Annotated in this window: 34 protein-coding genes and 1 riboswitch; of the genes, 5 read left to right on the top strand and 29 right to left on the bottom strand. The window is 39.1% G+C overall.

Annotation, left to right across the window (positions count from 1 at the left end):
* Window positions 1-73: 73 nt before the first annotated feature.
* The 3 genes from GMA13_RS09770 to GMA13_RS09760 all read right to left on the bottom strand — a co-directional run bounded on the left by GMA13_RS09770 (window position 74) and on the right by GMA13_RS09760 (window position 1,879).
* On the bottom strand, window positions 74-238 hold the full coding sequence (locus GMA13_RS09770; RefSeq protein WP_255883462.1) for a hypothetical protein: 165 nt from the start codon (window positions 236-238) through the stop codon (window positions 74-76).
* Window positions 239-613: 375 nt separating this feature from the next.
* Window positions 614-1,429 carry an SWIM zinc finger domain-containing protein gene (locus GMA13_RS09765; protein WP_255883461.1) on the bottom strand — a complete coding sequence of 272 codons (816 nt, stop codon included), beginning with the start codon at window positions 1,427-1,429 and terminating at the stop codon, window positions 614-616.
* Between the two features lie 117 nt (window positions 1,430-1,546).
* Complete coding sequence (locus GMA13_RS09760; protein WP_255911172.1) at window positions 1,547-1,879, bottom strand: hypothetical protein; 333 nt, start codon at window positions 1,877-1,879, stop codon at window positions 1,547-1,549.
* Window positions 1,880-1,971: 92 nt separating this feature from the next.
* A riboswitch (SAM riboswitch) is annotated at window positions 1,972-2,057 on the bottom strand.
* 388 nt (window positions 2,058-2,445) lie between these two features.
* Here GMA13_RS09760 and GMA13_RS09755 point away from each other — a divergent pair.
* Both GMA13_RS09755 and GMA13_RS09750 read left to right on the top strand, forming a co-directional pair.
* Window positions 2,446-3,888: an aminoacyl-histidine dipeptidase gene (locus GMA13_RS09755; protein ID WP_255911169.1), complete on the top strand. Its 1,443-nt coding sequence runs from the start codon at window positions 2,446-2,448 to the stop codon at window positions 3,886-3,888.
* A 26-nt stretch (window positions 3,889-3,914) separates the two neighbouring features.
* Complete coding sequence (locus GMA13_RS09750) at window positions 3,915-5,090, top strand: DUF819 domain-containing protein (RefSeq protein ID WP_255883458.1); 1,176 nt, start codon at window positions 3,915-3,917, stop codon at window positions 5,088-5,090.
* 265 nt (window positions 5,091-5,355) lie between these two features.
* Here GMA13_RS09750 and GMA13_RS10660 read toward each other — a convergent pair whose 3' ends face one another.
* The 23 genes from GMA13_RS10660 to GMA13_RS09630 form a co-directional block, all read right to left on the bottom strand.
* Window positions 5,356-5,499 carry an SAP domain-containing protein gene (locus GMA13_RS10660; RefSeq protein WP_370687084.1) on the bottom strand — a complete coding sequence of 48 codons (144 nt, stop codon included), beginning with the start codon at window positions 5,497-5,499 and terminating at the stop codon, window positions 5,356-5,358.
* Between the two features lie 35 nt (window positions 5,500-5,534).
* Window positions 5,535-6,029, bottom strand: a complete 495-nt coding sequence (locus GMA13_RS09740; protein WP_255883456.1) for a hypothetical protein — start codon at window positions 6,027-6,029, stop codon at window positions 5,535-5,537.
* Between the two features lie 271 nt (window positions 6,030-6,300).
* A complete protein-coding gene (locus GMA13_RS09735; protein WP_255883455.1) occupies window positions 6,301-7,092 on the bottom strand; it encodes a MerR family transcriptional regulator in 792 nt (263 codons plus the stop codon).
* Window positions 7,093-7,162: 70 nt separating this feature from the next.
* Entirely contained in the window at window positions 7,163-7,702 is a 540-nt protein-coding gene (locus GMA13_RS09730) for a hypothetical protein (RefSeq protein WP_255883454.1), read from the bottom strand.
* A gap of 186 nt (window positions 7,703-7,888) precedes the next feature.
* Window positions 7,889-8,941 carry a DUF3795 domain-containing protein gene (locus GMA13_RS10655; protein ID WP_370687083.1) on the bottom strand — a complete coding sequence of 351 codons (1,053 nt, stop codon included), beginning with the start codon at window positions 8,939-8,941 and terminating at the stop codon, window positions 7,889-7,891.
* A gap of 79 nt (window positions 8,942-9,020) precedes the next feature.
* On the bottom strand, window positions 9,021-10,106 hold the full coding sequence (locus GMA13_RS09715) for an acyltransferase family protein (protein WP_255883453.1): 1,086 nt from the start codon (window positions 10,104-10,106) through the stop codon (window positions 9,021-9,023).
* 39 nt (window positions 10,107-10,145) lie between these two features.
* Window positions 10,146-10,241: a cysteine-rich KTR domain-containing protein gene (locus GMA13_RS09710; protein ID WP_255883524.1), complete on the bottom strand. Its 96-nt coding sequence runs from the start codon at window positions 10,239-10,241 to the stop codon at window positions 10,146-10,148.
* 10 nt (window positions 10,242-10,251) lie between these two features.
* Complete coding sequence (locus tag GMA13_RS09705) at window positions 10,252-10,803, bottom strand: GNAT family N-acetyltransferase (RefSeq protein WP_255883452.1); 552 nt, start codon at window positions 10,801-10,803, stop codon at window positions 10,252-10,254.
* Window positions 10,804-10,851: 48 nt separating this feature from the next.
* Complete coding sequence (locus tag GMA13_RS09700; RefSeq protein WP_255883451.1) at window positions 10,852-11,421, bottom strand: TetR/AcrR family transcriptional regulator; 570 nt, start codon at window positions 11,419-11,421, stop codon at window positions 10,852-10,854.
* 156 nt (window positions 11,422-11,577) lie between these two features.
* Window positions 11,578-12,681: a C45 family peptidase gene (locus GMA13_RS09695; RefSeq protein WP_255883450.1), complete on the bottom strand. Its 1,104-nt coding sequence runs from the start codon at window positions 12,679-12,681 to the stop codon at window positions 11,578-11,580.
* 57 nt (window positions 12,682-12,738) lie between these two features.
* Entirely contained in the window at window positions 12,739-12,993 is a 255-nt protein-coding gene (locus tag GMA13_RS09690) for a hypothetical protein (protein WP_255883449.1), read from the bottom strand.
* Between the two features lie 58 nt (window positions 12,994-13,051).
* The gene (locus tag GMA13_RS09685) at window positions 13,052-13,615 is read right to left on the bottom strand and encodes a TetR/AcrR family transcriptional regulator (protein ID WP_255883448.1); all 564 of its coding nucleotides are present in this window, start codon (window positions 13,613-13,615) and stop codon (window positions 13,052-13,054) included.
* 73 nt (window positions 13,616-13,688) lie between these two features.
* Window positions 13,689-13,847 (bottom strand): hypothetical protein, encoded by a 159-nt coding sequence (locus GMA13_RS09680; RefSeq protein ID WP_255883529.1) that lies wholly within the window; start codon window positions 13,845-13,847, stop codon window positions 13,689-13,691.
* 129 nt (window positions 13,848-13,976) lie between these two features.
* Window positions 13,977-14,411 (bottom strand): hypothetical protein, encoded by a 435-nt coding sequence (locus tag GMA13_RS09675; RefSeq protein ID WP_255883447.1) that lies wholly within the window; start codon window positions 14,409-14,411, stop codon window positions 13,977-13,979.
* Between the two features lie 276 nt (window positions 14,412-14,687).
* Window positions 14,688-15,146 (bottom strand): hypothetical protein, encoded by a 459-nt coding sequence (locus tag GMA13_RS09670; RefSeq protein ID WP_255883445.1) that lies wholly within the window; start codon window positions 15,144-15,146, stop codon window positions 14,688-14,690.
* 83 nt (window positions 15,147-15,229) lie between these two features.
* The gene (locus GMA13_RS09665; protein WP_255883443.1) at window positions 15,230-16,129 is read right to left on the bottom strand and encodes a carbohydrate kinase family protein; all 900 of its coding nucleotides are present in this window, start codon (window positions 16,127-16,129) and stop codon (window positions 15,230-15,232) included.
* A gap of 141 nt (window positions 16,130-16,270) precedes the next feature.
* A complete protein-coding gene (locus tag GMA13_RS09660; RefSeq protein ID WP_255883442.1) occupies window positions 16,271-17,068 on the bottom strand; it encodes a TraX family protein in 798 nt (265 codons plus the stop codon).
* The gene (locus GMA13_RS09655) at window positions 17,052-17,642 is read right to left on the bottom strand and encodes a TetR/AcrR family transcriptional regulator (protein ID WP_255883441.1); all 591 of its coding nucleotides are present in this window, start codon (window positions 17,640-17,642) and stop codon (window positions 17,052-17,054) included. The genes GMA13_RS09660 and GMA13_RS09655 overlap by 17 nt, the downstream gene beginning before the upstream one ends.
* A gap of 331 nt (window positions 17,643-17,973) precedes the next feature.
* Window positions 17,974-18,402, bottom strand: a complete 429-nt coding sequence (locus GMA13_RS09650) for a pyridoxamine 5'-phosphate oxidase family protein (protein WP_255883440.1) — start codon at window positions 18,400-18,402, stop codon at window positions 17,974-17,976.
* 334 nt (window positions 18,403-18,736) lie between these two features.
* Window positions 18,737-19,021, bottom strand: a complete 285-nt coding sequence (locus GMA13_RS09645) for a hypothetical protein (RefSeq protein ID WP_255883439.1) — start codon at window positions 19,019-19,021, stop codon at window positions 18,737-18,739.
* 5 nt (window positions 19,022-19,026) lie between these two features.
* Entirely contained in the window at window positions 19,027-19,797 is a 771-nt protein-coding gene (locus tag GMA13_RS09640; protein ID WP_255883438.1) for an ABC transporter permease, read from the bottom strand.
* Window positions 19,794-20,516: an ABC transporter permease gene (locus tag GMA13_RS09635; protein ID WP_255883437.1), complete on the bottom strand. Its 723-nt coding sequence runs from the start codon at window positions 20,514-20,516 to the stop codon at window positions 19,794-19,796. Before GMA13_RS09635 ends, GMA13_RS09640 begins: the two co-directional genes overlap by 4 nt.
* Window positions 20,513-21,268, bottom strand: coding sequence for an ABC transporter ATP-binding protein (locus tag GMA13_RS09630; protein WP_255883436.1), 756 nt, complete (start codon window positions 21,266-21,268; stop codon window positions 20,513-20,515). Before GMA13_RS09630 ends, GMA13_RS09635 begins: the two co-directional genes overlap by 4 nt.
* 150 nt (window positions 21,269-21,418) lie before the next feature.
* Between GMA13_RS09630 and GMA13_RS09625 the strand changes: the two genes are divergently transcribed.
* Together GMA13_RS09625 and GMA13_RS09620 are read left to right on the top strand one after the other, a co-directional pair.
* A complete protein-coding gene (locus GMA13_RS09625) occupies window positions 21,419-22,123 on the top strand; it encodes a response regulator transcription factor (protein WP_255883435.1) in 705 nt (234 codons plus the stop codon).
* A gap of 1 nt (window position 22,124) precedes the next feature.
* Complete coding sequence (locus GMA13_RS09620; protein WP_255883434.1) at window positions 22,125-23,519, top strand: sensor histidine kinase KdpD; 1,395 nt, start codon at window positions 22,125-22,127, stop codon at window positions 23,517-23,519.
* 107 nt (window positions 23,520-23,626) lie between these two features.
* Here GMA13_RS09620 and GMA13_RS09615 read toward each other — a convergent pair whose 3' ends face one another.
* The 3 genes from GMA13_RS09615 to GMA13_RS09605 form a co-directional block, all read right to left on the bottom strand.
* Window positions 23,627-23,863: a hypothetical protein gene (locus GMA13_RS09615; protein WP_255883433.1), complete on the bottom strand. Its 237-nt coding sequence runs from the start codon at window positions 23,861-23,863 to the stop codon at window positions 23,627-23,629.
* 188 nt (window positions 23,864-24,051) lie between these two features.
* Entirely contained in the window at window positions 24,052-24,336 is a 285-nt protein-coding gene (locus GMA13_RS09610; protein ID WP_255883431.1) for a type II toxin-antitoxin system YafQ family toxin, read from the bottom strand.
* Window positions 24,333-24,611: a type II toxin-antitoxin system RelB/DinJ family antitoxin gene (locus GMA13_RS09605; RefSeq protein WP_255883430.1), complete on the bottom strand. Its 279-nt coding sequence runs from the start codon at window positions 24,609-24,611 to the stop codon at window positions 24,333-24,335. Before GMA13_RS09605 ends, GMA13_RS09610 begins: the two co-directional genes overlap by 4 nt.
* 270 nt (window positions 24,612-24,881) lie before the next feature.
* On the opposite strand from GMA13_RS09605, the gene GMA13_RS09600 reads away from it, so the two are divergent.
* Window positions 24,882-25,364 carry a GNAT family N-acetyltransferase gene (locus GMA13_RS09600; RefSeq protein WP_255883429.1) on the top strand — a complete coding sequence of 161 codons (483 nt, stop codon included), beginning with the start codon at window positions 24,882-24,884 and terminating at the stop codon, window positions 25,362-25,364.
* Window positions 25,365-25,680 lie beyond the last annotated feature (316 nt).

The following is a 25,680-nucleotide window of genomic DNA, read 5'->3' as shown; positions in this document are numbered from 1 at the left end:
ACTAAAGCAAGCAAAAATCAACATCAGTTAGATTATATCTTTGTAAATTAATTACAGGGTTACATTTGATATGTTACAATAAAATGGTAACGTCAAGCATTAACCAAGTATACTTAAAGAGATTGGAAAACTCAATCTTTACAAGAATGGCTGCGGCAAGCTCTCTGTTTAACGAATAATTTTTCAAACGTACAAGCGGAGTAGAACCAATCGGTTCCGAAATTTCATATGTTTTCATAGATTTCGTCTTCTCGTATATCAATGAATTTTATTTATTGTATTTTTTGCAATGTTCAGTGACAACATCGTTTCTTTCTTAAAAACATCATAAAAATTTTCCCTTAGACGTTCGCTTTCACTTACGCCTATTAAACCTACCTGTTTTATATGTTATATTTTAACATATGCCCCATTCATTGTCAATACCTTTTGCAAAACACCGTTATAGCAGTATTCTATAACGGCGTTTTGGTTTTATATATACATTAAATCAATGGGAAACGTTCTCGCCATTAAACCCAAGTTCAACTTTGCGATACACTTATTTGGCAGTAGAATTAAATGTAATACTCATAATGATTAAGTCAGTCTGAAACTCTTTTTTCCCTTTTTATTATTTCAAAGTCACACTGCCTGATTTGTTCATATCAACTGCTACAGCAAACAAATCAGAGCTGCATATTGCTGCAAAGTAATTTATCTCCTTGTATTTATTTTCATAGTTTTCAAAAATTGTGTGGAGAATATCCCTGAGCTGAAACATTACTGCTACCTCGTGCTTGCAATGATAACTACAGTAGCAATCACAGGTGAGATTACTTATCATCCCGTTTTCATATGTAAACTCCACTTCATAGATTCCACTTCCTGTTACAATCGCTTTGCCGTTTTTTCCGTCAAGTGAAATATACACGACCTTGTTGTCCATATAATACTTGTGACCTCGAGAGAGTATTTCTCCACTTATGTTCATACTTTGAAAATCATCAAGTTCATACTCTTCGCCGTCATCACCATATACTACTTCATCATCAGGATTTTCAGGTGCTTTGAACCATCTAACGACCTTACCGTATGGAATAATTTGTCGGTCAAATGAAATCAAGTGTGAGCCTGCAAAAAAGAGCTCGCCTTTAACATTTGTGTCTGCAACGGCAATAACACGCTTATAGTCAGATAATTTTATTTTAAAATTGTAAGTTACGTTAACAACTATTCCTCGAATTCTCTCAAGCTTGCCGTCAACAAAAACTATGTCGCCTTTCTTTAAGTCAAAGCTATCATTGAAGTATGGATATGAGCGATCTCTTGAAGGAAAATACACTTCAACCACAGATTTTCTTGGTGTAAATTCTGTCTGCTCAACAATCTCATCTGACAACTTTTCTTCATCATTAATATTTGCCGTAAAACCTATTTTCAGACCCATAACCATTCTCCTTTATTCTAAAATATTATTGTGTTCCTTTACTTTAATATCATTATAAGCTATAAGGTGTCCAATAAAACTCTCTTTGTTGTTTCAAGGATAAAAAATAATTGTTTTTTATACATCTGCATTACCCAAATTTCTGTTCATTATATAATTCTCATCACCGGAAATATATTTGTTATAATCAACTCTCATAAGTTTCTTATCCCCGATTTTCTCAGCACAGCCAAATGCAATGCGGCCTGCCACTCCAACATAATTTATTGTTGCATTTTCGTTTACTGCCATTATGCTGTCACATTCTCCGGAGGTCGGTTTTGCTCCGTCACCAAAAGTAAAGCCTTCATTCTCTGCATGTTGCAAAAATCTTTTTGCAACGTCCTTATCCGACAGATACACATACACTCTGCAATTTTCTTTCAGTAATTTCTTGATTGTTCTTTTCATAATAAAAAGTCCTCTCTTCAGATTAATTTCACCTAAAAAGAGGACACAAAAAACACCCATCGTATCCGATAGGTGTTGAAATCAATTATTTTCGCCTATCGGTCAAGCTTTAGCACCTTGCATTTTGCAGGTTGCTGTGCGATCAACGAGCTTGTCTCTCACGCACTCTTTATAGGTTAATTTCATTATAATTCACACAAATTAATTTGTCAATATCAACTATTATATTTCCTGCAAACAGAATGTAGGATTAGTTTTATGAAGCTTGTTTTTCTTGACTAAAACTTATATCGCCTGCTATTGTTTTGACAATTGTTATCACTACCTTGTATTTTAATATATTTTTTCTTTCTGCTGTAATAACTTAACTTGGATAAGTTCTTGTCCTATTATCGTGACAGGAGGCACCTATCTTGTCAAAGCAACCGCCAACCGTTTTTATCAGTTTCTTTAGATAGAAATATGACTAAATCTTACATAATTGTCATCTTTTTTTGTTGTAATTACATAATTCTTATGGTATTATATAAACAACATAATAAAAAGGAAGGAGGAAGAGAATAATTATGGCGAATACAGACCCGATTCACGGCAAGGTGTTTGAGTATTTTTACAAGATCGCATCTATCCCCCACGGCTCCGGCAACACAAGGGCTTTAAGCGATTACTGCGCTCTACAAGCCGAGAAACACGGTTGCAGGGTTTACCGTGAGGATAACGGCAACCTGATTGTCTATGTTGACGGAACGCAGGGCTATGAAAACAGTGAAACTGTGATTTTACAGGGACATATTGATATGGTCTGCGACAAGACCGAGAGCTGTGACAAGGATATGGTGCGTGATGGCGTTGAGGTTTTGAACGACGGTGAATACATTTTCGCAAAGGACACAACACTTGGCAGTGACGACGGAATTGCGGTTGCTTATATGCTGACTCTGATTGAGGACAGGAGTATTCCCCATCCCCCGCTTGAAATGCTGTTTACGGTTGACGAAGAGGTGGGAATGTTAGGCGCAAGAGCGATTGACGCTAAAAAGCTGTCATCTAATAAGCTTATTAACATTGACTCCGAAGTTGAGGGAATTCTCACCGTAAGCTGTGCAGGTGCAATAAGAGCGGTCTGCAAAATTCCCTTTACAACCGAAAACACAAACGGTAGCTGCTATAAAATAAGCATCAGCGGACTTAAGGGCGGTCACTCCGGAACGGAAATAAACTCAGGCAGAATCAACTCAAACAAGCTGCTCAGCAGATTGCTCAATTTTGTAAGCCAAGATGTTGACTTTAAAATTTCGAGCATATCCGGCGGCAAAAAATACAATGCCATTCCAAAGGAATCGGAAGCAGTTGTGTGCGTTGAGGACAAAAACAAAGAATTGTTTTTGAGCGTTACCCAAAAGTTTATAAGTTCCATAAAGAATGAAAAGGTTATTAACGAGCCTGACTTGGAAATAAACATTACACAAACCTCAGACACCGGAAAATGTATGGACAGCCGTTCAAGTCGCAAAGCTATGTTTACACTTTTGCAGATTCCAAACGGCGTTCAGACAATGAGTCCCGATATTCCTAATATGGTGCAGACCTCGCTGAATTTGGGTATTCTTGAGACGAGCGATGAATATTTTTCACTTTGCTTTATGATTAGAAGCAACGCCTCGGCGGGCAAACAAGCTCTTGTACAAAAGCTTAAATCGTTTGTCGAATACCTTGATGGCAGCATAGAGTTTATGTCCGATTATCCCGCATGGGAATTCAAGGCGGAGTCAAACTTGAGAAACACCTTAATTGAAACCTACACGGAAATGTACGGTGAACCGCCGGTTGTAACCGCAATTCACGCAGGACTTGAATGCGGAATTCTTGCCGGAAAAATTCCCGATATGGACGCAGTATCGTTTGGTCCTAATATTCTGCACGCACATACTCCGCAGGAAAAAATCGAAATTGCGTCGGCAAAACGATGTTGGGAATACCTTAAGACCGTGCTTAAAAATTTAAAATAATACTAAATAATTACAGGAGTATAATTATGATTAAAGATGGATTTTTATATCTTGCAGCGATAATTTTTATCTCTGCTCTTTTGATTTGTCTGCCTCGATTTTTTAAGGGCAAGACTGCAAAAAAGGTATTCAGCTTTGCTCCCCCGATTGTACTTATTTATTTGGGACTTATGATGCTTTGTACCTTTAAGCTATGGGACCTTGACGCAACAGCCGCAACTTATTCAACAATGAAAAACCCTATACTTTATGCAATGCTGTTTTTGATGCTTTTGCGGTGCGACCTTAAAAAGATTGTCAAGCTTGGTCCTAAGATGCTGATTGGATTTTTCTCGGCAACCGTTTCTATCGGGCTCGGCTTTGTTATTGCGTACATAATTATGAAAGGCGCTATCGGCGCTGACGCTTGGCAGGCACTCGGAGCCTTGTGCGGAAGCTGGATGGGCGGCGGCGGAAATATGCTTGCCATCCAAAGTGCTCTTAATGTAAGCGAAAGCTCAATGGCTTATGCACTTGTAATGGATTCAATCTGTGCTACGCTATATGTTATGTTCCTTTTATGGGCTATCGGTTTTTCAAAGGTGTTCAACAAGTGGACAAAAGCTGACACAAAAACAATTGACAGCGTGGGTGCAGCACTTGCAGCTGAGGCTGCGGCTAACAAAAAGCCCATTACATTCCAGAACATTTCAATTCTTATCGGTTCTGCATTGATGGTATCGGCAGGCTCTTCAATACTCGGCGATATGATTGCCGGATATATTCCTTTCTTTGACAAGGCGACTTGGACTGTTCTTATCGTTTCGTTTGCCGGCATACTGCTTGCACTCACACCGTTCGGCAAGCTTGCAGGAACCGAAGAGCTTTCTAACACTATGCTCTACATTGTTATTGCACTTATAGCATCACGTGCTGACCTTAGTGCAATGGGCAATGCTCCAATGTGGTTGCTCACAGGACTCATTATCCTTTTAATTCACATCATTATTATGGTAATTCTCGCAAAGCTTCTGCATATGGATATCTTCACCTGCGCAGTTGCCTCGCTTGCGAATATCGGCGGCACAGCCACAGCTCCTGTGCTTGCAGGCGCCTACAACAGTGCGCTTGTTCCGGTTGGCATTATTATGGCTCTGCTCGGCTACGTTATAGGAACCGGCGGAGGCTTGCTTGTGGCGAATATTATGAGTATGTTCGCTTAGCTTATGACATAAACAAGTAAATAAAATTGAACAATGCCGATAGACAATTCTATCGGCATTGTTCTTTTAAAAATGTAAAGTTGTCATTCTATTGCAACAAGGTCTGTTCTTTCATAGCGATTATGTCCTTGTAATTGCTTTTTGTATTTCCAACACTTAATTGCTTCCTCTAAAGATTTTCCTTTATTGTCTGCGAAAAAATCTCGAATATAAGTATTATACTCAAATTGCTTATCAATTTTTGTTTTTCCTTTTTTTCTTGTCCTCAAGAATTTGTTATTTCTATTTTTCCACCCGAAACAGGAATACCATTTTCTCTGCAAAAGTTTACTAATTCCTCTTTCAAATAATAGAAATCACGAAATGTTTTGCTATCTAAATTCTTATCTAAAACAGGTTTTTCACTCATATATGCCTCTTTTCCGCTACACATCAAATACCTATTTACCGCACCACCATGACCAGTGCCCCGGTGAGCAGACAGGGGATCAGCCCCACGGCCATGCCAATCAGCGAACGGATCACATGGTACTTCTTTTGATGATACGCCTTGTCCATGTGCTCCGTTCCCGGCAGACGAATGCGTTTGACGTTGGCAAACAGCACCCAGTCCAGGAAAAAACAGTCGTACCAGTCCACCAGCAGCCAAAGGCCGTAGGAATACAGAAATCCTGTTATGAAATCGTCTGCCCCTGCTGCAAGTGCCAAAGCCGTCAGAATTGACAAAGCCAGCAACACCGCAAAGCCTTTTTTCAATAACACCGGGATGCTGAGCACCTGAGTGGGAATACGCTCATGGGTTTCAAAGTATTTCTCCTGAATGTCCTCGGGGTAGTCGTGAATCCACCACACCGGATTTTGGCACAGCGGGATCATAATAAGGCAGGTGAACAGGATCAGCGCCCCAATACACTCGATTCCATAAATTGTCCAATTCATTATTTTATATCTCCTTCCACTCCGGGATCATATAGTTTAATCCAAGCGCTGTCATCCGGTCTGTGTCATACCCACCCTGGATTGCCGCCGGCACTCCGCAGCCTGCGAAGGCTGCGGAGTGAACCAACCTCATTCCCTCGGAGGTTCTCCCGGCAGGCATTCTGTCAGTTCCCGGATACGCTTCACGGGAAAGAGCGGCTCACAGAGGGGTTTCAGAGCAACGCCCATAAGTACTTTTTAGCAACATTGCTTTATACAATGCCGCACTGTCTTATTCTATCGGCAACTGAATTTCCGTCAGCCATTCGTCGGCTGAGTCCTTATTCCAAATTCCGTCTATATAGCTTTCTCTTGCAAGGCCTGACGTTTTGTATCCGCCTCTTTCGGCGTACTTCATTATGAAAGCGTAGGCTTCGCCGATATTGTCATAAGCGCCCTTGTGATAAACGCTTAATACCTTTGTTTCGGGCAGAGTGCGGAATTTGATATTTTCACTTTCCGTGCCTGCCTTAGTCACTGCTTCGTTGTGGCGAATCCTAATGTCTGTTTCTTTATGTTCTCCGTCAAGGTATTCACAGAATTCATAAGGCGGTTCGGAACATTTAAGATCGGGATTGAGTTTTGCACATTCTTCCCCGACGGCAGGAATCCAACTCATAATATCCTGATACTTTTTAAGGGTTGTTTCGGCGTAATAAACGGTGGTTTCAGGGATGATCTTTTCTGTTACCTGATACTTCATTTTGTCTTCCTCCAAAATAGATTTAATTACGGAAAGACGAACATCAATACTCTTTCTCTCGGCTGTCAGAACGTCTGCTTTTTTTGAAAGAATCAGCTTCACGTCTGCGCCCGAGAAAATTGCCTTTATTTCCTCGATGGATAAATCAAGCTGTCTGTACGCCTTAACGGCAGCGGCTTTATTTAACTGCGTGGTTTCATAATAACGGTACCCTGTCCATTCATCAATGGCTGCCGGCATAAGAATACCTTCCTTTTCGTAAAACCTGAGTGCCTTTACCGTCAGGTGGGACAGCTTTGAAAATTCACCGATTTTAAGCATTTTGATGTCAACTCCTTTCCGCAGTTTCTATTTTAGATTATCCTCTAAGGGGAGAGTCAAGAGATTATTTTTAGTTATCTGCGTTTAGCTGTGCACCATAACGCAATACCACACTCATAACGAGAAATGCAATTCCCAAACCGACAGATACGAAATTATCAATATTCATACGCTCTACATTCAGAAAAACTGCATTTATAACCTGATATGCAATTTCTGCCACAATAGTTGTACCGACGGGAATGCAGATTGCAAGAATGCCCAGCCGTGTCATTTCATTTGCTCCGGCAAGGGTAAAGGGAGTCCCTGCCTTCAGCTCGTTTTTGAAATAGCGCTCAGCAAACAGAGCCAGGGCAATCTCCCCAAGACAGAGGATCATCCCCACGGCCATAGAAGCATACATAGAGCCGACACTCATTCCGGTTTCATTTTTAATTAAGCCGTAAATCGTGACGCCGCCGATTTTAAAGACTTCATCAACACCTACTGCAAGGCTCGCAATACCGATTAGACATCCTGCCGCTCCCACAATGCAGCAAATCCATGCAATTTTACTGAGAACACGCCCGATTTGTGCCAAGACTTGAATTGTTTTTAAACTGTTTTTCATGATTTTATCTCCTTTTTATTAAATATATGCCTTATTTCCAAGGCTTTTCGCCGTCAAGCCAACCGTTTTCTTTCCAATATACAGATTCGCACGCATATAATCGGGATTCTTTTTTCTTGTGAATGCCATCATACTGAAAAGAAAACGGATATAGGGTGTAATTTTATTGCTCCCGCTGTAAACCGATTAGATTTTCCTCAAAACGATTTTTATAAAATTCAAATACTTTCCGCCGCCGGCTTCCATAGTTTTGCGGTCACTCAAAGCATACTCGTTTTCCTGCTTCAGCCAATCTGCCCACACCTCTTCGTTGCTTTCCATTTCGCTAACGGATACAACCTGAGCAGTGCTTGCACTCACAATATCCGCCCAATATTCAGCGTCGTGAATGTAGTCAAGCTGTTCAGCCGTCCAGGACAGAAGCAGTTCCTGCGGGAGATTATTATGTAAATCCTTCTTCATTCCGGGAACGGTAATATAGATGTATCCGCCTTTTTTCACAAAGGGCAGCAGGCATTTGTCTAAGTATTCCTTATCACGACCGTAATAATTATAGGAATCGGTGGAAACAACTGCGTCAAAGAACTCTTTTTCAAAGGGAAGCTGTAAGGCATCTGCCTTTACAGGAACAATTTGTGTTTCATCGAGCCCCATCTCGGCAAAAAACTTTTTATTCTCATCAGGGTCGCTCCAAAGGTCTGCGGCATAAACCTTAAAGCCGTATTCCTTTGCAAGAAAGACAGAGGTAAGTCCCTGTCCGCTGCCCAAATCCATAACAACCGCACCTTTCGGAATACGGTGATTTAAAAGTAATTCTTCCTCTAATTTCAGAGGGTTAGGTCCCATAATTTTCTCCATAAGAGCCGATGTGCAATACGGCTCGCTTTTTGTGTATTTCATAGTTTTTTCTCCTTTTAATCTCATCTTCGCTTCGGCGTTACTCCCGTGAACAGAGCCTACCGTTTCACAGTGCTCCATATCAGGGCAATCGCCGCAGGTGTCACAGCTCTTTTTTAAGGCGCATTGTCGGATAGGGCATAAATTATTGCAGAACGGCGTTTGTACACCGTTTGTCCGACAGCCCTCACAGTTAATCATCTCCGCTGTGATAGGTACGCCGTTGAGCTCGCTCCAAAGCTCGGCGGTTTTCTCCCGAAGGGCGTTATCGTTTGTTACTGTTGCGATACGGGCGTCGCAGGCTTCACAGTCCAGTCCGTAAATTGCAATCAATTCTTTCATTTTCTGTTCCTTTCGTTTAGTTCCCTTTTTGATAATCGTCTTGCCCGATAAATAAATTGCTTATTCTTAAATATATCTGTCATTTGTGACTGTATTTTGTCCCTGTAGCATAACATAAAAAAGGTATTTTAATGCTTATTTCGCAACAAACAAAAGTCATAATATATGACAAAAACAAGGTTCCGATATACATAATGAAGGTACAATTCCCGCATATTGCATACAACAGGTATTGGAACAAAACGACCCATATAAAATGATAAGTATAAAACAGAAAAGACCTTTTTCTCATATATTCTGATACTTTTCCGGTAAAATTTAAATATCTTTTTGCCAATCCTATTAACGCAATAACCATAATCCATTCAGACAGATAATTGGTAACACCATTGAGTAAAGTGTATTTTTTATCTGCCCAAATAAAAAGATATACATTGAGAATAGTTGCCGCTAATCCGATGCCTAATAAAAGCCGGCTATTCTTTTCTGCTTTGCTTACTGTTTTTTCATCAGCAAACACAAAATATCCAAGCAGGAAAAGATATGTATATTCCGCAAGACTTTTTCCTCCGATTGAAAGACATTCATGGAGCAGAGGTAAAGCTAAACCTAACACAAAAATCAGCCAAAACGGAATTGATTTTTGAGGTTTAAGATTTATTTTTTTCATCAGAGATAATGCTCCAACGCTCACAACCGAAATAATCATAAGATATAATAAAAACCAAAACTGTCCCAGAGAGAATCCTCCGTCAGCTCCTGTTAAATCGGTAAATTTTGTAAAAAACACCGCATAATGTTGAAAAAAACCTCCGCTATAAGAACAATTAAATTTGTCAGCGATATATGACATTATCGGCATAAGGACTATTATTCCAAACAGAAACGGAACAAACAATCTTTTTACTCTTTCAATAAGATATTCCTTAATTGTCCGCTTTTGAAGCGCAAACCTCGTACTTATCCCTGCTAACACAAACAGCAGCGGCATAAAATATGGACTAAAAAAAACAACAATACTGCTAATGAATCTGTTTCCCTCAAAAATAATATAATTCGGCTCACCCCAGACATTCCATGCCATTGCCGTGTGAAACGGTATCAGTATCAGAAGTATCATCCATCTTAAGTTGTCAATATAATGCTTACGCGTACCTGAATTCATATCTTCTCACCATCAAATTTTGATTTATCGCTTTGATAATCAGTTCTGCGTTTTTGCCTCAATTCCCTTAATAACCGTTGCCTGTAAATCCTTTGCGTCAATCAAACTTTCCTGTCTGCACTTTGGGCAGCAGATTTATGTTCCGCTAAGTTAAGTACTGATAATCTGAATACTCTACAATGCCGCTGATATTGAGCAATGCACCTTCAACCAGTTCTTTCACCATTAAACATTCCGGGAATGGCAAAGAGAGCGTTTTACCTGCGACAATTCCAAAATCATGGGATGTCCGAAATCCCCTTGCCCTATAATTTTGTGGATTGCCCTCTACAATAACAGCTTTAAATCCCATTTCAACAGCTCTTTGAAATCCAAATTCGATAATTTCTTTGGAAATATGCTGTCTTTGAAGCTCTGTCTTTACTGCAACAGGCGAAAGTAAAAGCAGCTCATTTTCATATTTTCCTTCTAAATGGAATCTTGAAAACATAGCATAGCCTAAAATATCATCTTTTTCATCAACCATAATTAGTTCAAGTTCCGGCAGATAAAACTGTTTGCTTCTGATTTCTTCGACAAGACTTCTGACGATTTTTCCCGATTCTTCTCCCTCCGATTCAGTAAACACTGTTTCCACCAGTTCTAAGGAATTTTTCAAGTCTTCTTGTCCGTACACACTTCGTATTATTCTACTCATTTATTTATCCTCCCATTTAACGACTCTTACCTGTCATTTGCTGATTTTTCATTTCATTTCCTCCTGTGTGGCTAAAATCGCACCGTTATAAGCTCTCTCTAAATGCACCTTTATGAGGTCTTCATCATACTCCAATGCGTTGTTGACAATGATACTGGCATAGCCGTGAACGAATAGGTATAGTGTTATAAAAACGTCCTTTGTTTGTTCCATATTCAAATTCATTTCTTCCTGCATTGCCGAAATAACAGGTATAAGCTCATTGGAATTGATCATTTCAAGCAGGTTGTTTTGGGCAGCAAAGCCTGACTGGAACAAAAAACGGAACAAATTCGGTTCTTCCACCGCAAAACGGATATAATTCAGCCCGATTCCAAGCATAACATCTTCCTGTGGATTGACATTCATCAGATATTCCGTATGATATCGGTCCAATTTCGCATATACCGCTCTTTTCATATCCTCGATTGTCGCAAAATGGTACATAACAGGCTGTGTGGAACAGCCAAGCTTTTGTGAAACTGTCCGTGCGTTCACATTCTCTGCACCCTCGGCTCGTGCAACTTCAAACGCAGCGTCTATGACCATCTCTTTTGTGATTTTCGCTTTTGGCGGCATTACTGCTCCTCCTTTTAATAACCGTCGTTATATAACCCTAATTATACTTATAGTATCTCGTTTTGTCAAGTACTCAGTTGTGCAATTTAGAAAAAAAGTTGCAGACAGATTTATCACTTCCAATATATGGAGATTTTATCTCCTTGCTCAGTTCATCTATTCCTCTTTACTCATTTCAAGTTTTGTCGCTATCACATTGTTTGTATCTCTATGAATAAATAAACGGACATCTCCTGTCGTCAGATTATAAACAACAGACCATTGCAATTTATCAACTTCTCCATCCTGCACACCAACCTTAGCAAGAAGCGATATAACATCATTCTCATTTAATATGCCATTGTTATCCAGTAATTCTTTTTCTACCGCATCATATCTTTCAAATTCCGTAAAACCTTCGCCAATATTCAAATCGTTATATGCTATAAAATTAGATGCGATTTGATAATCGGTTTCTGCCTCTACAACTTGAAGTTCATCATCGTAAAATTCAACAATAACGGAATGTCCACTGGCATCTGCAATCAAATAATGACATTCAACATCTCCGGAAAAATAAATATTGTAATTTTGGAGCAGTTCAACCGCTTCTTCTACCGTTGCAGCATTATCAAGTACCAATCGGATTGCAGTTGTCGTATTCAAAGTTATCTTGTTACTATCATAAGGCGGCTCGGCTTCAGGTACGGCTAATAATGCGATTGCCACTCCTTTCTCATTCATGCCGTCAAATGGTAAAAACGGTGCTGCGAGTGTCAGAAACTTATCAAAAAGTGAGCCGTCTGGCAGATAATCCTCTGAATATCCAGCAAAAGATAAATTTACAGTAGATACTGACTTATATCCATTCTTCGGCTCTGTATATAATTGTAATGATGGCGCATAAAGAAAATCGAAGTTTCGTCCATATAGTACGTCTCCTTTTTCATTTCTTGTTACGAAAGCAGTACATCCACAACCTGTAACACCCAAGTCGATTGGCAGTCCTTTCAATAATCGCTTTGTCACGAATTTTTCAATATCTTCATCGCTTGACGCGCCTATTTCTAAAAACTCATCAAAACCATAATCACCATAGTAGGTCATCTGATATGCACCGTAACCGTCAATCTTTTCTAATGAAAAAAGTGTTCGCAATTCATTTCCAAACAGAACAATTACTCCTATAACAATTACAAGCAAAACTACAGCTATTCCGATAAAAAAACATTTTATAATCTTTTTAATATTTCCATGCGGTTTGCCATCTGTATTAATCATAAATATAATCCACCTTTCTGCGCAAGCCACCAAATTAATTCTTCCATATTCTTTCCCTCATTCTTCCTTCTTTTTGACGCACATCCCGATAAGCAGTCCAATGAGCATTCCGAGAGACAAGGTGATACCAATGAACTCAGGAAAAAAAGCACCGATGACCGCACCGGCGCACATTCCAAGACTCATTCCCATCGCTTCATAGCCGCTTTCCTTTTTCTGATTCTTTTTCTTATTGGCTCGCCCGGCGAAAAAGACCGCCAGGGCAATCCCCACCAACACCAACGGCAGTGCCGCCATTATAAACTCGCGCATAAATTTACACTTTCCTTTCTATAAAAAAAATATCTTTCTGTTTTAATTGCAGCCATTTTTATTTTTCTCCTGTATACCGGTGCTTCAGTCCCTCATAAGCGTCGGTGAGAGCTTTGTCGATAAAATCAACATCCCATTCAAGATAATTTGTTGCTATCATTGTGGCAATACCGTGAACAAATATCCACAATTCTATATGGAAAAGATAAGCTTCCTCCTCTGTAAAACAAAGATTTTTCATAATAATGTTTAATATCGGACGAATCTCTTCCCGATTTTCTTCTTTTTTTTCGTTTGTTCGATCGCGCATAAATAGCAGTTTAAACAGCTCCTTCTCCTCCCCCGCAAACCGGATGTACGCCATTCCGGTTGCCTTGTAAGGTGTGTATTCGCTGCTTTTTAAACTTTTTTGTATACAGGATTGATAAATCATATTTGCAGCAGTTATGACCTCACTCTGCACTTCCTCCATATTTTGAAATAAACCAAAAATTGGCTTAGCTGATGAGCCAAGCTCCGCCGCCAGTTTTCTGGCGGTTAATCCTTCAAATCCATTTTTTCTCGTCACTTCCAAAGCGGCATCTATGATTTGCTCTCTTGTGAACTTGAATTTAGGTGGCATCCGTCTTCCTCCTTTATAAGCACCTTATGTTGCGCAACTGCTGTTTCCTATTATACCCATTCTGCCCGGTATGTCAAGAAGGAATTTCTATTATAACCTGTGCGCCGTTTGTTTTGTCATCGTTTTTCAATATGAGCTGTCCGTTATGCTGTTTGACAATGCTGCCCGTAATATAAAGTCCCATGCCAAAGTGCATATTAGAAACAAGTTTAGTATTAGAGCTTGCGTTCACACAAAAAATGCATAAGCTGTATCCCACAGAATTAAAAGATAATTTTGTGGAGAACACTGCTATGCTACAAATATCTGAAATTGTAAAAATCCGAGGAAATGTTTAACCTGAGCCGGATATGTCATTGGGTCAAAGAGCTTTGCCAGTAAATAATAATCCGATGACAGGCCCCAAAAAGATAGCGATATAGATTAACGTAATCCACGGCTGGTAATCAATGTAAAACTCCTTGAACGATAAACTCCATGGATGCTTAATAATTACCCAGCCAAAAACATCAAATACAATGCAAATACCTGCCCATATGGCGCCGGTTATCAGCGCTTCTGTTATGGTGGGCTGCGGCAAACCGTTCATATATAAAAACCCAAACAAACTAAACAAAATGATGTTATATACCGGATGCCACGGCTTTGTTTTTTCATAGCCTTCCCCCATGGAATTTTTGTCCATTGGCTTCATATGTAAAACATAAATATTGAATACGGTATGCAGTATTCCTACTCCTGTCACTAAGAGATAGCACACCCAGAACCAAAGCATTGATAATCCAAAATTCTGCATTTTTATTTCCTCCATCAATTCTGATTTACCGCTCCGTAAGAAACCACATCTCTGTAAAATATAACACTAAACTCAAATAAAAAAATAGACACTCTTTGCGGTTTGATTTCCGCAATACTGCGTTGTCGTCCTTGCAAGGCGCCAGCCTTGCGGCGTCCTCCGCCTTGTCTTGTGAAAATCATCCTCGCAAATCTATGTCCACTTTTTATCTGAGATTAGTATAAGAGTAGGATTTTCAGAGAGCAGGTAGTAGCTTATGTATAAAATAAACAACGGTTACGACTTTGATTTTTTGAGATAATTCATAAACTCCGGCGTTTTTGACCAGTATTTAATGCCCCAATTTTCAAAACTCCACTTATCCATATAACCATTACACTCATAGTCTATGTAATAAAGCAAGCCGTTTTGTACAACAAAGTTAGTTGGAAAATAGTCGATATTTATGCCGGATAGCTTGGCAAGCGTCGCCATCTCACGGACTTGCAAAAGGTAATCTGAAACAGGAATATCCTTTTCTATCATCTCAAAAATTGTATTACCATCAATATATTCTTTTAAAATCCGTTCGTTATCAATATCAATATCTATCATCTTGGGAATTCTAATACCGGCGTTTATAAGAATGTGATAATCGTTTTTCTCAGCTTCGATTTTATTGCCAAACTGATAGTAAGAACACGGCTCGTGATGCATTTGTTTTACAACATATTTTATTCCCTGACGTTCAGCCAAATATGAATATCCACCCTTTCCTTTACCGAGTAGTTTTATGATATGATACGAAACATTATTTACAGTTAGCACACTCAACAATATCAAATCCTTTTCATAATTTCATCTATATCTTGTTCTGTGCAAAAACCAACCGAGGCACCGTTATGTCCGATTTTAACACCTGCGAATACAACAGCTCTTTGCAATGAAGCTTTAGCGCCATAGCCCTGTATATAAAAATGCAGGAAGGACGAAAAAAGAGCGTCGCCTGCACCAACGGTGTTCACAATTTTTCCGTTATTATAGGCAGGAATCACTGACACTTCGTTTTTCTCTGAATCAAGTAACATTGCACCTTTTGCTCCCATACCGATTACGATAATTTTATTATGATAACGGTTTTCTATTTGCCATATAAAATCCTCGGCATTGCACGGAAGATTTTCATCACTCAAAAATAGAATGTCTGCGTTCTCCATAAAGTCACGGTTGTACTCGCCATTAATGTCACTGAGCACATGAACGTCTGTTGCTGTCGGTACTGCAAGCTGCTTTGCTTTTTTAATAAGTTCACGGTTGAAATTGATGTTGCAAAGCACAGCAATATCGCAGTTGTTCAAATCTGCGAGGGCAGTTTCGGGCCTAATAGTTTGTTCCTGAATATCTTTTAAATCACAATAAATCTGTCGTTTGCCCGTTGAATCAAACAATACTGTCGAAATTGGGGTATTCTTTAAGTTTTGGTTAATGTTTTCAACTTTGATACCATCCTTATGCAATCTATTAAGTATTCTTTCGGCTTCGTCATCCTTTCCTAAGAAAGAAATAAGGTTTACGTCATCTCCTAATGTCGTGAGTGCCTTCGCTATATTGAAACCAACTCCCGAAACATTGGAATTAATTCCGAAAAAAGGATAATCTATCGGATAATAATTAATAGGAAATCCTCTTACAGAAACCGTAGTTTCTATGTTTAAAAGTCCGGATACAAGTATTTTCATAATCTTACCTCCACAAGTTTCATATATGTTTACATTATAATGCTTAATATACCCGGAATCGGCTTTCACCGTTTCCGTATGATTTTATAATGCTTTTCACTTCAATCATCTTTTTTACCCGCCTTAGTGAACATTCTCATTTTACCTACAAAGATACTGAATTATACCAATAACAAATAAATGTAAAGGATAATATATGTAAAACACCCATTTCATAAAATTATTTATGCGTTTGCTTTTTCCACGTTGTCCGTTGTATAGCATTAAAATCGGTATTGCCAAAACAATGCCCATTTGAATACAACCATATACCTTATCTATTGCAAAGAAATACACAACAGAATAAATTAACACAAAAAATACAAGTAATAACATCTGCTTTTTAAAATTCCCTCGATTTGTTCCAATAGCCAATATACATAAAGCCGCAACGCAGCTCCAATCGCTGGGAAAACTTACAATACAAATCAGTATAATTAAAATGGTTTTTAAGTAGTTCGCTTTAATTTTGTTGCTGTTTGCAACTCTAAGCATAACCAGTCCCCAGGCAAGTGACCACATAACACTTGTTTGATTTAGAAAGCTACCGTAATAAAACGGGATAAAAGATTTCCAATCAACAAATTCCGTAGACGCAAATACATAAGCAAAGTGTGAGATAATTGCAAATAAGAACAGCCTTGCCGTGTATTTTCTAATATTTCGAGTATAATGATACCCTTCGGCAACAAAATAACACATTATCGGACAGGTAATTCTGCCAATTATATGCATTACAATAGGTAATGCCTGCGTTGGATAACCCGGAAATACTAACCACGCAATATGGTCTATCGTCATTGCCAAAATGGCAATCAGTTTTAATGTGTTTGCATCTAATTTCTTAAATCGAATTTGATTACTATCATTTGGATTTGCAATTTTATTGTTTATATCCATTGTTTTCTTCTTCCTTTATATTTTTCAAGATGCCTATGCAGACCTCTGTAATCATATTGCTGATTTCTTCACCGGTGAAGCGGCACATTTTGGTGGCACAAAGTGTTGCAATGCCGTGTGTATAGATCCAAAGATGATAATATAATTTTTCGGCAAAATGCTCGGTAATTCCATAATCGTTTTGAATGGACAGAAGAATTTCCTCATAGCTGTCCTCTATCAATGGAAGTACACCGGATAAATCAGGTATTTGTGGTTGTTCTGTCATAAAGAGAAGCTGAAAAAGCTTTGGCTCATTCACGGAGAAGAGAATGTATTGAGTTCCCACGCCTTTAAAAGAGTTTTCACACATCAAGCCTTGAGTCACGTATTCCTTATACAGCGCTTTGGCGGATTCTATCACGGCTTGCTGAACCTCGTCCATACTTTGAAACACAGTGAAAATCGGTCTTGCCGAGCTGCCGAGGCGAGTTCCCAATGCTCTGGAAGTTAATGCTTCAAATCCATCTGTTTTGACAATATTGAATGCGGCTTCAATTATTTCCTCTTTTGTGAATTTTGCTTTTGGCGGCATAACTTGTTCCTCCCTTTTCTAAATCTATTGTTTTACATCACTTGATTTTATTATACTCAGAACTGCATAAAAAGTCAATAGGCGGCAGAAATTTCTTCCTGCCGTCTGTCTATTATGCATAATGATTTCCTTTTCCACAATCTCCATCGCACAAGAAAAACAGGAAGTTATAGTAAATAACCTATAGCAATAAAAAGATAGCTATACAAATATTTCCTGTTTAATCCTAAATACATCATACCGCTAAGAAAAGAAAATATCATTATTTAAACTCGTTTTCATATTTGCGTCCTGTGCGTCCGGCTCTTTAATGAAGTTGAAACGAATATGTCTATTTTGTAAAATCAATATCGTATCTTTTTCCGTTGGAAAACAAAACACCGTTCGTTAATTCTATACGCAAGATACAAGTATTTTCATCTTCAAAATTGTTGTGACCGTTATTTATCCATTCAGCAAAAAGAGTTTTCATCTTATTTGCAATCTGCTCATTTTCCTTTTTGCAAAACCACCCCAAATTGCTTCCTTTTCCATGTGCTGTAAACCATTCGCCGGATATTGCAACAACTGGATTTTTAGCAATCTGCTTCATCTTGTTAGAAAGTGCATAAGTAAGCACATAAAAAGCTCGTTCATCATAATATCCATCAACAGTTCGCACATATGGTACACCTTTTTCGACCGTTGCCAATGCAATTAAACTGTCTTTTCCAAAGCGTTCCATTATAACTTTTTCTATATTTTCTTTTAATTTTTCCATGTTCTTTTGCTCCTTTCATAGTTGAGGAAATTTTTTTATGACCGGCTTCCCGACAAACGGGAATTTATCTCGCTTCGTATCTACAATATCTCCCCGTTGTAACTATATCTCCACCGTTACATTCATAGGGTACATCTTTTGTGAATTTTGCTTTAAGCGGCATAACTTGTTCCTTTCTTTTCTAAATCAGTTGTTTTACATTGCTTGATTTATTATGCACAGAACAGCATAAAAAGTCAATAGGCGGCAGAAATTTCTCCCGCCGTCTGTCTATTATGCATAATGATTTCCTTTTTCAAAATCTCCATCGCACAAGACCGTTTATCTTGCCTGCTTAGAGAATTTTCGGCAAAATTATCATTACAAGTGCCGCAACACCGCCAACAGCATAAAGACTGTTTACAATTAAGCACACCTTCATTAAGTTGTTTCGCGCTTTTGCTTTAACATAGGAAAGAATTGTGAATACTCCGCTGAAAATCATAAACGCAGCGTAGCAAGCAATCATAATTTCTGCAACAGGCGATTCCAATGCCCAGTCAAAAGTTCTAAGTGGGAGAATCGTCCACGGGATAAAAAGCATAATGGTACTGATAGCGGTTAAAATTTTGTTTTTCATAATTATTATCTCCTTTCAGCCTGCCCGAAACGAAGGCAGGAAATGCTTAAACATAAGATTGTAATAGCAATGGCAACAGGTATCCACGGTATGAGTTCAACCTGCGCTGTGTCAAGATTTGTTGCAAGTTTTCCATATTCCGATGTGATAACATAAAACGGATACGACATCGGATAGGCAAACCACGCCTTTGTATTGATTATCAATACTGATGGTACTATTGAAGCCAAGCCAATACCAATGGAAAAAATAGGAGCCTTAATACATACAGACAGGAGCCAGAAAAATGCAATCATCGGAATTGCCGATACAAAAATCAGTCCTGCTTCCTTAAAAACAAATAATGGCTGTAAAATGAAATTGTAATCCTGTATTTGTGAGGCTACCCCGGCACTCAAAAAATACATACCGACGGTCATCAGTATTTGAAATGCAGCCAGTGCAAGCAGGACAACAAATTTCGCTAAACATAACCTGTTAATAGCGATTGGCAGAGAAAGCATTTTCAAAATACCTTTATTGCTTCTTTCCGTCATATTCAGCAAAACCGTACTCACAACCATACTTGCGGGAAACATAAACCACGCCATTCCCATAAATCCCTGTATCAAGAAGTTGTTTTCGGGTGAAATGCCCTCTGCCTGCATTCCAAAATTCAAATTGGCATTAAAGATAGAAGGAAGCCAAAGAATAATGGTAGCAACCGTCAAAATCAAAAGGATTTTGGAACGGTGTATTTTTTTGAACTCAATGCCGATAAGCGATAAAAAACTCATTCAAACGACCTCCTAACCTTTAAGAATAAGACTTCTGCAATCCAAATGATAAGGATTTCAACCGCTGCGGCAATCAAAAACGAGCAGGCGGTATTTTCTGCTGTACCTGCAAATATCTGAAATGGAAGCGCAAATGGGAACAACGATAAAACAAAGTTCTTTGTAGGCAACATTGTAGCGGTAAATACACACACAACACCGATACCGAGGGACACCCACATATTCTTACACGCCGATGCAATGAACAGCGAACCGAATGCTGAGGGAAGCATTAACAGCAATGCATACCCAAAGCTTTTCATTATTTCTAACCATACTTTATAGGTCAATTCAAACCAATTATATGAACAGAACGCAATACTCACAGCTTCTATTACCAGTATTACAATGCACATAAGCGCCATTAAAGTGGCCTTGCCGAAAAACAGCTTGCTTTCTTTAATTGGCAGCGTACACATTCTCTGAATGGCATTATCTGCATATTCCGTGTGATACATCAAGCACGCTCCTGCTACAACAAGCAGAATATTGAGCATCGCCATCATCTGCCAATTCGCACCCATCAAAATTTGAACAGGCGCAGCGTGAAGCCCCAAATAGTTTTCTGAACGAACTGCCATATTAAGGACAGGCACGATTGCTGCTAAAAGCCCTCCGCCTAAGAAGGCAGGCGTAAAACCTGTCCGTTTTACTTTTTTACATTCCAGAGAGAAACTCATCTTGCGCCGCCTCTCTGCCTGTTGTCAGCATCAATCAAGGCAAGAAAAGTATCTTCCAAATTATCCGTAGGATAACCTTGCGCCGTTGCATTAAATTTAAGTTCTTCAAGTGCCCCCTCAAACAGCAGATGACCGTGATTGAGAATGCCGATATTGTCTGCCATCAGTTCAATTTCGGATAACAAGTGGGATGATACCAATACGGTGCAGTCAAACTTCTGCGGCAAAGAACGGATAAGCGTTCTGATTTCATGAATACCAACAGGGTCAAGCCCGTTGGTCGGCTCGTCAAGAATCAAAATCGGCGGTCTGCCAATCAAAGCGCTTGCCAGACCTAATCTCTGCTTCATTCCGAGAGAATACTTTTTTGCAAGTCTGTTTTTATACTGCGTAAGACCAACCAGCTCCAACGCTTCGGAAACAGCAGATTTGGGCAAACCCAAAATTTTACGGATTATATCCAAGTTCTCCTCGCCGCTCAAATTGCCGTAAAAAGCGGGGGATTCAATGAACGAGCCAACCTCTTTCAGAATTTCCACACGGTTTTCCGGATATTTCTTGCCGTCAATAACAAACGAGCCGCTTGTTGGTTTCTTAAGACCGAGGAACATCTTCATTGTAGTGGATTTACCCGCTCCATTCGGACCGAGGAATCCGTAAACTGTTCCCTTCGGAATGTGAAGATTAACTCCGGATACAGCAGTAAAGTCTGCGTATGATTTTGTGAGATTTTTGGTTTCAATGATATTCATATTTTTGCTCCTTTCTCATTGCGTTTTCATTTTACAGTCCCAACCTTGTGTCAACCTTCTCTCTACCTTACATCTACCTTACATTTTTCCGCACAATGTAAAAAGGGCGGTGATTTATGCTATAATGATAATCGGAAAGGAGCGAAGTATATGGACTGTGAATACTTAAAAAGCAAACGCATCCTGCTTGTTGACGATGAACAGGAGCTTTTAGATATGGTCGTATCTATTCTTAAAGAAGAAGGATTTTCTAATATTTGGGCGGCTAAAAATGTGAATGACGCTCTTTCAGTTGCTGCGGCAATAACGCCGGAGATTGCTATTCTTGATGTAATGCTGCCTGACGGCGATGGATTTCACTTGATGGAGCAATTAAAACAGAATGGCGAATATCCCGTACTCTTTTTAACTGCCCGCGGCGAGGACGAAGATAAATTCAAGGGCTTTGGGCTTGGTGCGGATGACTATGTCGTAAAGCCATTTCTTCCAAAGGAACTTGTTTTCCGCATAATGGCAATTTTACGCAGAAGCTACAAAGACGAAAGTCCGATTGTAAGACTTCAAAACAGTGAAATAGATTTTGAAAGGGCTGAAGTAATAAAAAACAGCGAACATATTCCATTGACAGCAAAGGAACACGATATTTTAGCTGCTTTGTACCGTAATGCGGGTCGGATTGTTACAATTGACGCCCTGTGTGAGGCTGCGTGGGGCGATAATCCCTTTGGATATGAAAATTCTCTGATGGCTCACATTCGGCGCATTCGGGAGAAAATAGAAGAAAATCCCTCCCGTCCTGTATCTTTAATTACGGTAAAAGGCTTGGGATACAAACTAATTATAGGGGGAAAATGATATGAAAAGCATCCCGAAACTGATACGCCGATATGTTGGCATCCTCCTTCTTAGCTGCGTATTGCTCCTTGTCCTGAATGTCGTTTTGCTCGCTGTCTTTTCCGCAAGACATTTACCAAATGCCTATCCGTGGAAAACTGCTGAGGAAGTTGCAGACGCTCTACAAAAGACAGATGATGGTGGGTATGCTCTGCCTGATGCAGTTTCCCTTGAACTGAAAAGCTCTGATGCCTGGGCAATCTTCATTGATAACGAAACAAAGCAAGTAAAATGGCAAACTGCTAATTTACCGGAGACGATACCGCTGTCCTATACGCTTTCAGATATAGCAAGCCTGACCCGTGGATATATAGACGGATATCCAACCTTTACGGGCGAAACAGAAGATGGTCTTATTGTATTGGGTTATCCAAAAGATAGCTTTTGGAAACATATGTGGCCAAGCTGGGACTATGAACTGATTGCCAACTTACCGGGGACTGCTTTATCTGTTTTAGCTATCAATGCTGCACTTATCTTTTTAATTTATGTAGTCGCAAATTCAAAACTGCTGAAATCAATCAAGCCGATTGTAAATGGCATACAAAGCCTACCAATGGGAGAGCCTGTATATATTAAAGAAAAAGGGCTGTTGTCTGAGCTTGCAATGAACATCAATAAAACATCAGAGATTTTACAATCTCAAAATAATCAACTTCGCAGGAAAGAAACAGCAAGGGCAAATTGGATTGCAGGAGTTTCTCACGATATTCGGACGCCGCTATCAATGGTGATGGGGTATGCAGGCAGGTTAAGAGATGATACGCATTTGACGGATGATGAACGTCAGAAAGCTGCGGTTATTGTGAAACAAAGTGAACGGATGCGGAACCTAATCAATGACCTCAATTTGGCTTCTAAACTGGAATATAATATGCAGCCAATTCATCCTAAAAAGGAAAATATGATTGCGATTGTTCGGCAAGTCGTTGTAGATTTTATCAATATGGACATTGATGACAAACACCCGATTGAATGGGAAACCGATGAAGCTTTGACATTCTGCCCTGTAAATGTTGACAGGGATTTGATGAAGCGAGCAATCGGCAACCTTATTCAAAATAGTATCAACCACAATGAGCAGGGCTGCAAGATTTATGTGAGTGTTACCACCCAAAACGGTCAATGTACCATAACTGTTGCAGATGATGGCATTGGAGCTTCAGATGAACAAATTGAAAAACTTAACAAAGCTCCGCACTATATGGTCTGCGACGAAAATGTGGCGGAACAACGCCATGGTTTGGGGTTACTTATTGTGAAACAAATTATAGCAGCTCACGGCGGCAGTGCCGCCATTGAGCATAGCGCATACGACGGTTTTTGTGTAAAGATTACATTACCGATACAGGAATAAAAATAAAGCTGATGTACTTGAGCGATATTTTACAAGTACATCAGCTTTTTAATATAAGTTTTTATAAGCCTACTTTGCTATGCGAAAATGATTTCTTTATGTCATTTTCAATGAGTTTCTTTATGATCACATTCCAACTCCTTGACTGACCTGATTCGGTACAAAACCGCTGCTGCCGCCGCAAGCAGAATGCCCGAAAGGATAATGACAGCCGCAGCTCCCCTGCCGACACCAATCTGCATACCCTTTGCTATTCCGTCTGTCAGAAGCCCTGCCGTACCGTATGCAACTACATATCCAATCTGGGACAGGAAACCAATCAGCCCCCACACTCTGCCCTGCATATCCCCCGATATACTCGTCCGCACCAAATAATCCAGACAGTTATTGGCAAAGGGCAGAGCGGCAAAAAAGCAATTCTGCTTTTCGGGGTCCCTTTGGGGTGCAGTTATTCCTTGGTGGAACATCGTGAAAGTAAAAAAGGCAGTAAGACTTCATAATTCTACTACCTTTAAAATTTAATTTGCTTTTTCTACTTGCTGAATAAATCACTATGCGAACCGGTTCGTGCAAGGGTTAATACAAGAACATCATCTTCAAAATAATAGACCAACAGCCAATCAGGCTGAATATGACATTCACGATGCCCTGTCCAGTTTCCTGATAAAGAATGATCATAATATTTTTCGGGCAAACTCTCGCCATTAGCAAGCAGTTCGATAGTTCTGTTTAATAGCTCCATTTTCTTGCCACGCCGTTTTGCAAGCTTGTAGTCTTTTTTGAATTGATTCGTAAATTTTACAGTATATTTTTTCATGCTTCAAGGTCTGCAATAAGGTCATCCATATTGTTATATCCTTTTACGGATGAATCCTTTGCTATCCTTTCTGCTTCCAACATGGCGGCTACTGTTTCCTTGTTAGGTGTTTCCGTTGTAATTTTGAAAGGAATTCCACCCTCACGGAGTGACTGCCTTACAAAAATATTGAATGCTGTAGATAAATTCATACCAAGCTCTGAATACAACTCCTCAGCAGCAGATTTTAGCTCTGCGTCCATACGGATACTAATATTTGTAGTTGTTCCTGCCATATAATCATCTCCATATAATTTGTAATTATATTATATGCCATTTGCACGAAATTATCAATACTTTGCACGAAATATTTTTAGTGCAATTCCAACTCTTGCTTCTAATCATTAATCTTCTGCTGTAATATCTTAACTTAGGTTGTTATTCCTTGGCGGTGGGTGGATTTTTTTGATAGACAATTTTATTTATGTGTGGTATGATAAATTAAAATTAAATTAGTTATAAACTGGAATTTATTTATTAGAAAAATATGTAAGTAGGTAAGAAAGATGTTACGATTAAGACCATATCAATCAAATGATGCTGAAGCAATCTTGTCGTGGAGTAAATATGAAAGGGCTTTTTATAAGTGGACGGCTGGTGTTTTAGGAGATTATCCGCTTACAAAGGAACAATTTAATGCCGTGACTAACCTTATGGCATTTACGGCTATAGAAGACAATGAAATAATAGGCTTTTTTACTATGCGTCAACCAAGTGAATCCTTCGATGAATTACGATTCGGTTTTGTAATCATAAATTCTGAAAAGCGTGGTAAAGGTTACGGAAAAAGAATGCTTCAGTTGGGAGTCAAATATGCAAAAGAAATATATGGTGCAAAAAAAGTTTCATTGGGTGTTTTTGAAAACAACCAGTCTGCGTATCATTGTTACAAAGCTGTAGGTTTTAAAGATATTATTTTGAATATCCCGGAAACGTATCATGTGTTAGGTGAGGATTGGAAATGCTTGGAATTGGAAATGCAATTATAAATCTCGATTTAAGATTTAACAAACTTGGTTTTCAGATTACATTTTCAACCACTGCGACTGTTTCTTATCGTTAATCTTCTGTTGTAATTTTATCTGTGAGCAGAGCAACTGCAAATTTCTTTAGTGCTGCACCTATGGTAGCACTCACAAAATCACCTCCTGAATATAAAAAATCCCATTGAATTTATAATGAACAAGTCCGTAAAAAATGGACAATAGAAAAAAGACCCCTCTTGATGTAGAATATACATCAGGAGGGATATTTTTATGCCAAGAAGTTATCGACATGTAAAGGAATATGAAACAGAAATAATAA

The organism is Ruminococcus sp. zg-924 (assembly GCF_024433635.1).
In the GTDB taxonomy this organism is placed as follows: Bacteria; Bacillota; Clostridia; order Oscillospirales; family Acutalibacteraceae; genus UBA7067.
This window is presented reverse-complemented; position numbering and strand designations above follow the sequence as displayed.

What these genes read in the sequence shown, in the direction of transcription:
- GMA13_RS09700 (WP_255883451.1), bottom strand. Translation starts at nt 11,421, where the DNA reads ATGCCGCCAAAAGCGAAAATCACAAAAGAGATGGTCATAGACGCTGCG.
- GMA13_RS09640 (WP_255883438.1), bottom strand. Translation starts at nt 19,797, where the DNA reads ATGAGTTTTTTATCGCTTATCGGCATTGAGTTCAAAAAAATACACCGT.
- GMA13_RS09610 (WP_255883431.1), bottom strand. Translation starts at nt 24,336, where the DNA reads ATGAAAAAATATACTGTAAAATTTACGAATCAATTCAAAAAAGACTAC.
- GMA13_RS09605 (WP_255883430.1), bottom strand. Translation starts at nt 24,611, where the DNA reads ATGGCAGGAACAACTACAAATATTAGTATCCGTATGGACGCAGAGCTA.
- GMA13_RS09615 (WP_255883433.1), bottom strand. Translation starts at nt 23,863, where the DNA reads ATGCAGGGCAGAGTGTGGGGGCTGATTGGTTTCCTGTCCCAGATTGGA.
- GMA13_RS09760 (WP_255911172.1), bottom strand. Translation starts at nt 1,879, where the DNA reads ATGAAAAGAACAATCAAGAAATTACTGAAAGAAAATTGCAGAGTGTAT.
- GMA13_RS09620 (WP_255883434.1), top strand. Translation starts at nt 22,125, where the DNA reads ATGAAAAGCATCCCGAAACTGATACGCCGATATGTTGGCATCCTCCTT.
- GMA13_RS10660 (WP_370687084.1), bottom strand. Translation starts at nt 5,499, where the DNA reads ATGAGTGAAAAACCTGTTTTAGATAAGAATTTAGATAGCAAAACATTT.
- GMA13_RS09740 (WP_255883456.1), bottom strand. Translation starts at nt 6,029, where the DNA reads ATGAATTGGACAATTTATGGAATCGAGTGTATTGGGGCGCTGATCCTG.
- GMA13_RS09635 (WP_255883437.1), bottom strand. Translation starts at nt 20,516, where the DNA reads ATGAGTTTCTCTCTGGAATGTAAAAAAGTAAAACGGACAGGTTTTACG.
- GMA13_RS09715 (WP_255883453.1), bottom strand. Translation starts at nt 10,106, where the DNA reads ATGAATTCAGGTACGCGTAAGCATTATATTGACAACTTAAGATGGATG.
- GMA13_RS09755 (WP_255911169.1), top strand. Translation starts at nt 2,446, where the DNA reads ATGGCGAATACAGACCCGATTCACGGCAAGGTGTTTGAGTATTTTTAC.
- GMA13_RS09750 (WP_255883458.1), top strand. Translation starts at nt 3,915, where the DNA reads ATGATTAAAGATGGATTTTTATATCTTGCAGCGATAATTTTTATCTCT.
- GMA13_RS09685 (WP_255883448.1), bottom strand. Translation starts at nt 13,615, where the DNA reads ATGCCACCTAAATTCAAGTTCACAAGAGAGCAAATCATAGATGCCGCT.
- GMA13_RS09735 (WP_255883455.1), bottom strand. Translation starts at nt 7,092, where the DNA reads ATGCTTAAAATCGGTGAATTTTCAAAGCTGTCCCACCTGACGGTAAAG.
- GMA13_RS09705 (WP_255883452.1), bottom strand. Translation starts at nt 10,803, where the DNA reads ATGAGTAGAATAATACGAAGTGTGTACGGACAAGAAGACTTGAAAAAT.
- GMA13_RS09765 (WP_255883461.1), bottom strand. Translation starts at nt 1,429, where the DNA reads ATGGGTCTGAAAATAGGTTTTACGGCAAATATTAATGATGAAGAAAAG.
- GMA13_RS09625 (WP_255883435.1), top strand. Translation starts at nt 21,419, where the DNA reads ATGGACTGTGAATACTTAAAAAGCAAACGCATCCTGCTTGTTGACGAT.
- GMA13_RS09695 (WP_255883450.1), bottom strand. Translation starts at nt 12,681, where the DNA reads ATGATTAATACAGATGGCAAACCGCATGGAAATATTAAAAAGATTATA.
- GMA13_RS09645 (WP_255883439.1), bottom strand. Translation starts at nt 19,021, where the DNA reads ATGAAAAACAAAATTTTAACCGCTATCAGTACCATTATGCTTTTTATC.
- GMA13_RS09665 (WP_255883443.1), bottom strand. Translation starts at nt 16,129, where the DNA reads ATGAAAATACTTGTATCCGGACTTTTAAACATAGAAACTACGGTTTCT.
- GMA13_RS09655 (WP_255883441.1), bottom strand. Translation starts at nt 17,642, where the DNA reads ATGCCGCCAAAAGCAAAATTCACAAAAGAGGAAATAATTGAAGCCGCA.
- GMA13_RS09600 (WP_255883429.1), top strand. Translation starts at nt 24,882, where the DNA reads ATGTTACGATTAAGACCATATCAATCAAATGATGCTGAAGCAATCTTG.
- GMA13_RS10655 (WP_370687083.1), bottom strand. Translation starts at nt 8,941, where the DNA reads ATGAAAGAATTGATTGCAATTTACGGACTGGACTGTGAAGCCTGCGAC.
- GMA13_RS09675 (WP_255883447.1), bottom strand. Translation starts at nt 14,411, where the DNA reads ATGCAGAATTTTGGATTATCAATGCTTTGGTTCTGGGTGTGCTATCTC.
- GMA13_RS09660 (WP_255883442.1), bottom strand. Translation starts at nt 17,068, where the DNA reads ATGGATATAAACAATAAAATTGCAAATCCAAATGATAGTAATCAAATT.
- GMA13_RS09690 (WP_255883449.1), bottom strand. Translation starts at nt 12,993, where the DNA reads ATGCGCGAGTTTATAATGGCGGCACTGCCGTTGGTGTTGGTGGGGATT.
- GMA13_RS09630 (WP_255883436.1), bottom strand. Translation starts at nt 21,268, where the DNA reads ATGAATATCATTGAAACCAAAAATCTCACAAAATCATACGCAGACTTT.
- GMA13_RS09770 (WP_255883462.1), bottom strand. Translation starts at nt 238, where the DNA reads ATGAAAACATATGAAATTTCGGAACCGATTGGTTCTACTCCGCTTGTA.
- GMA13_RS09650 (WP_255883440.1), bottom strand. Translation starts at nt 18,402, where the DNA reads ATGGAAAAATTAAAAGAAAATATAGAAAAAGTTATAATGGAACGCTTT.
- GMA13_RS09730 (WP_255883454.1), bottom strand. Translation starts at nt 7,702, where the DNA reads ATGAAAAACAGTTTAAAAACAATTCAAGTCTTGGCACAAATCGGGCGT.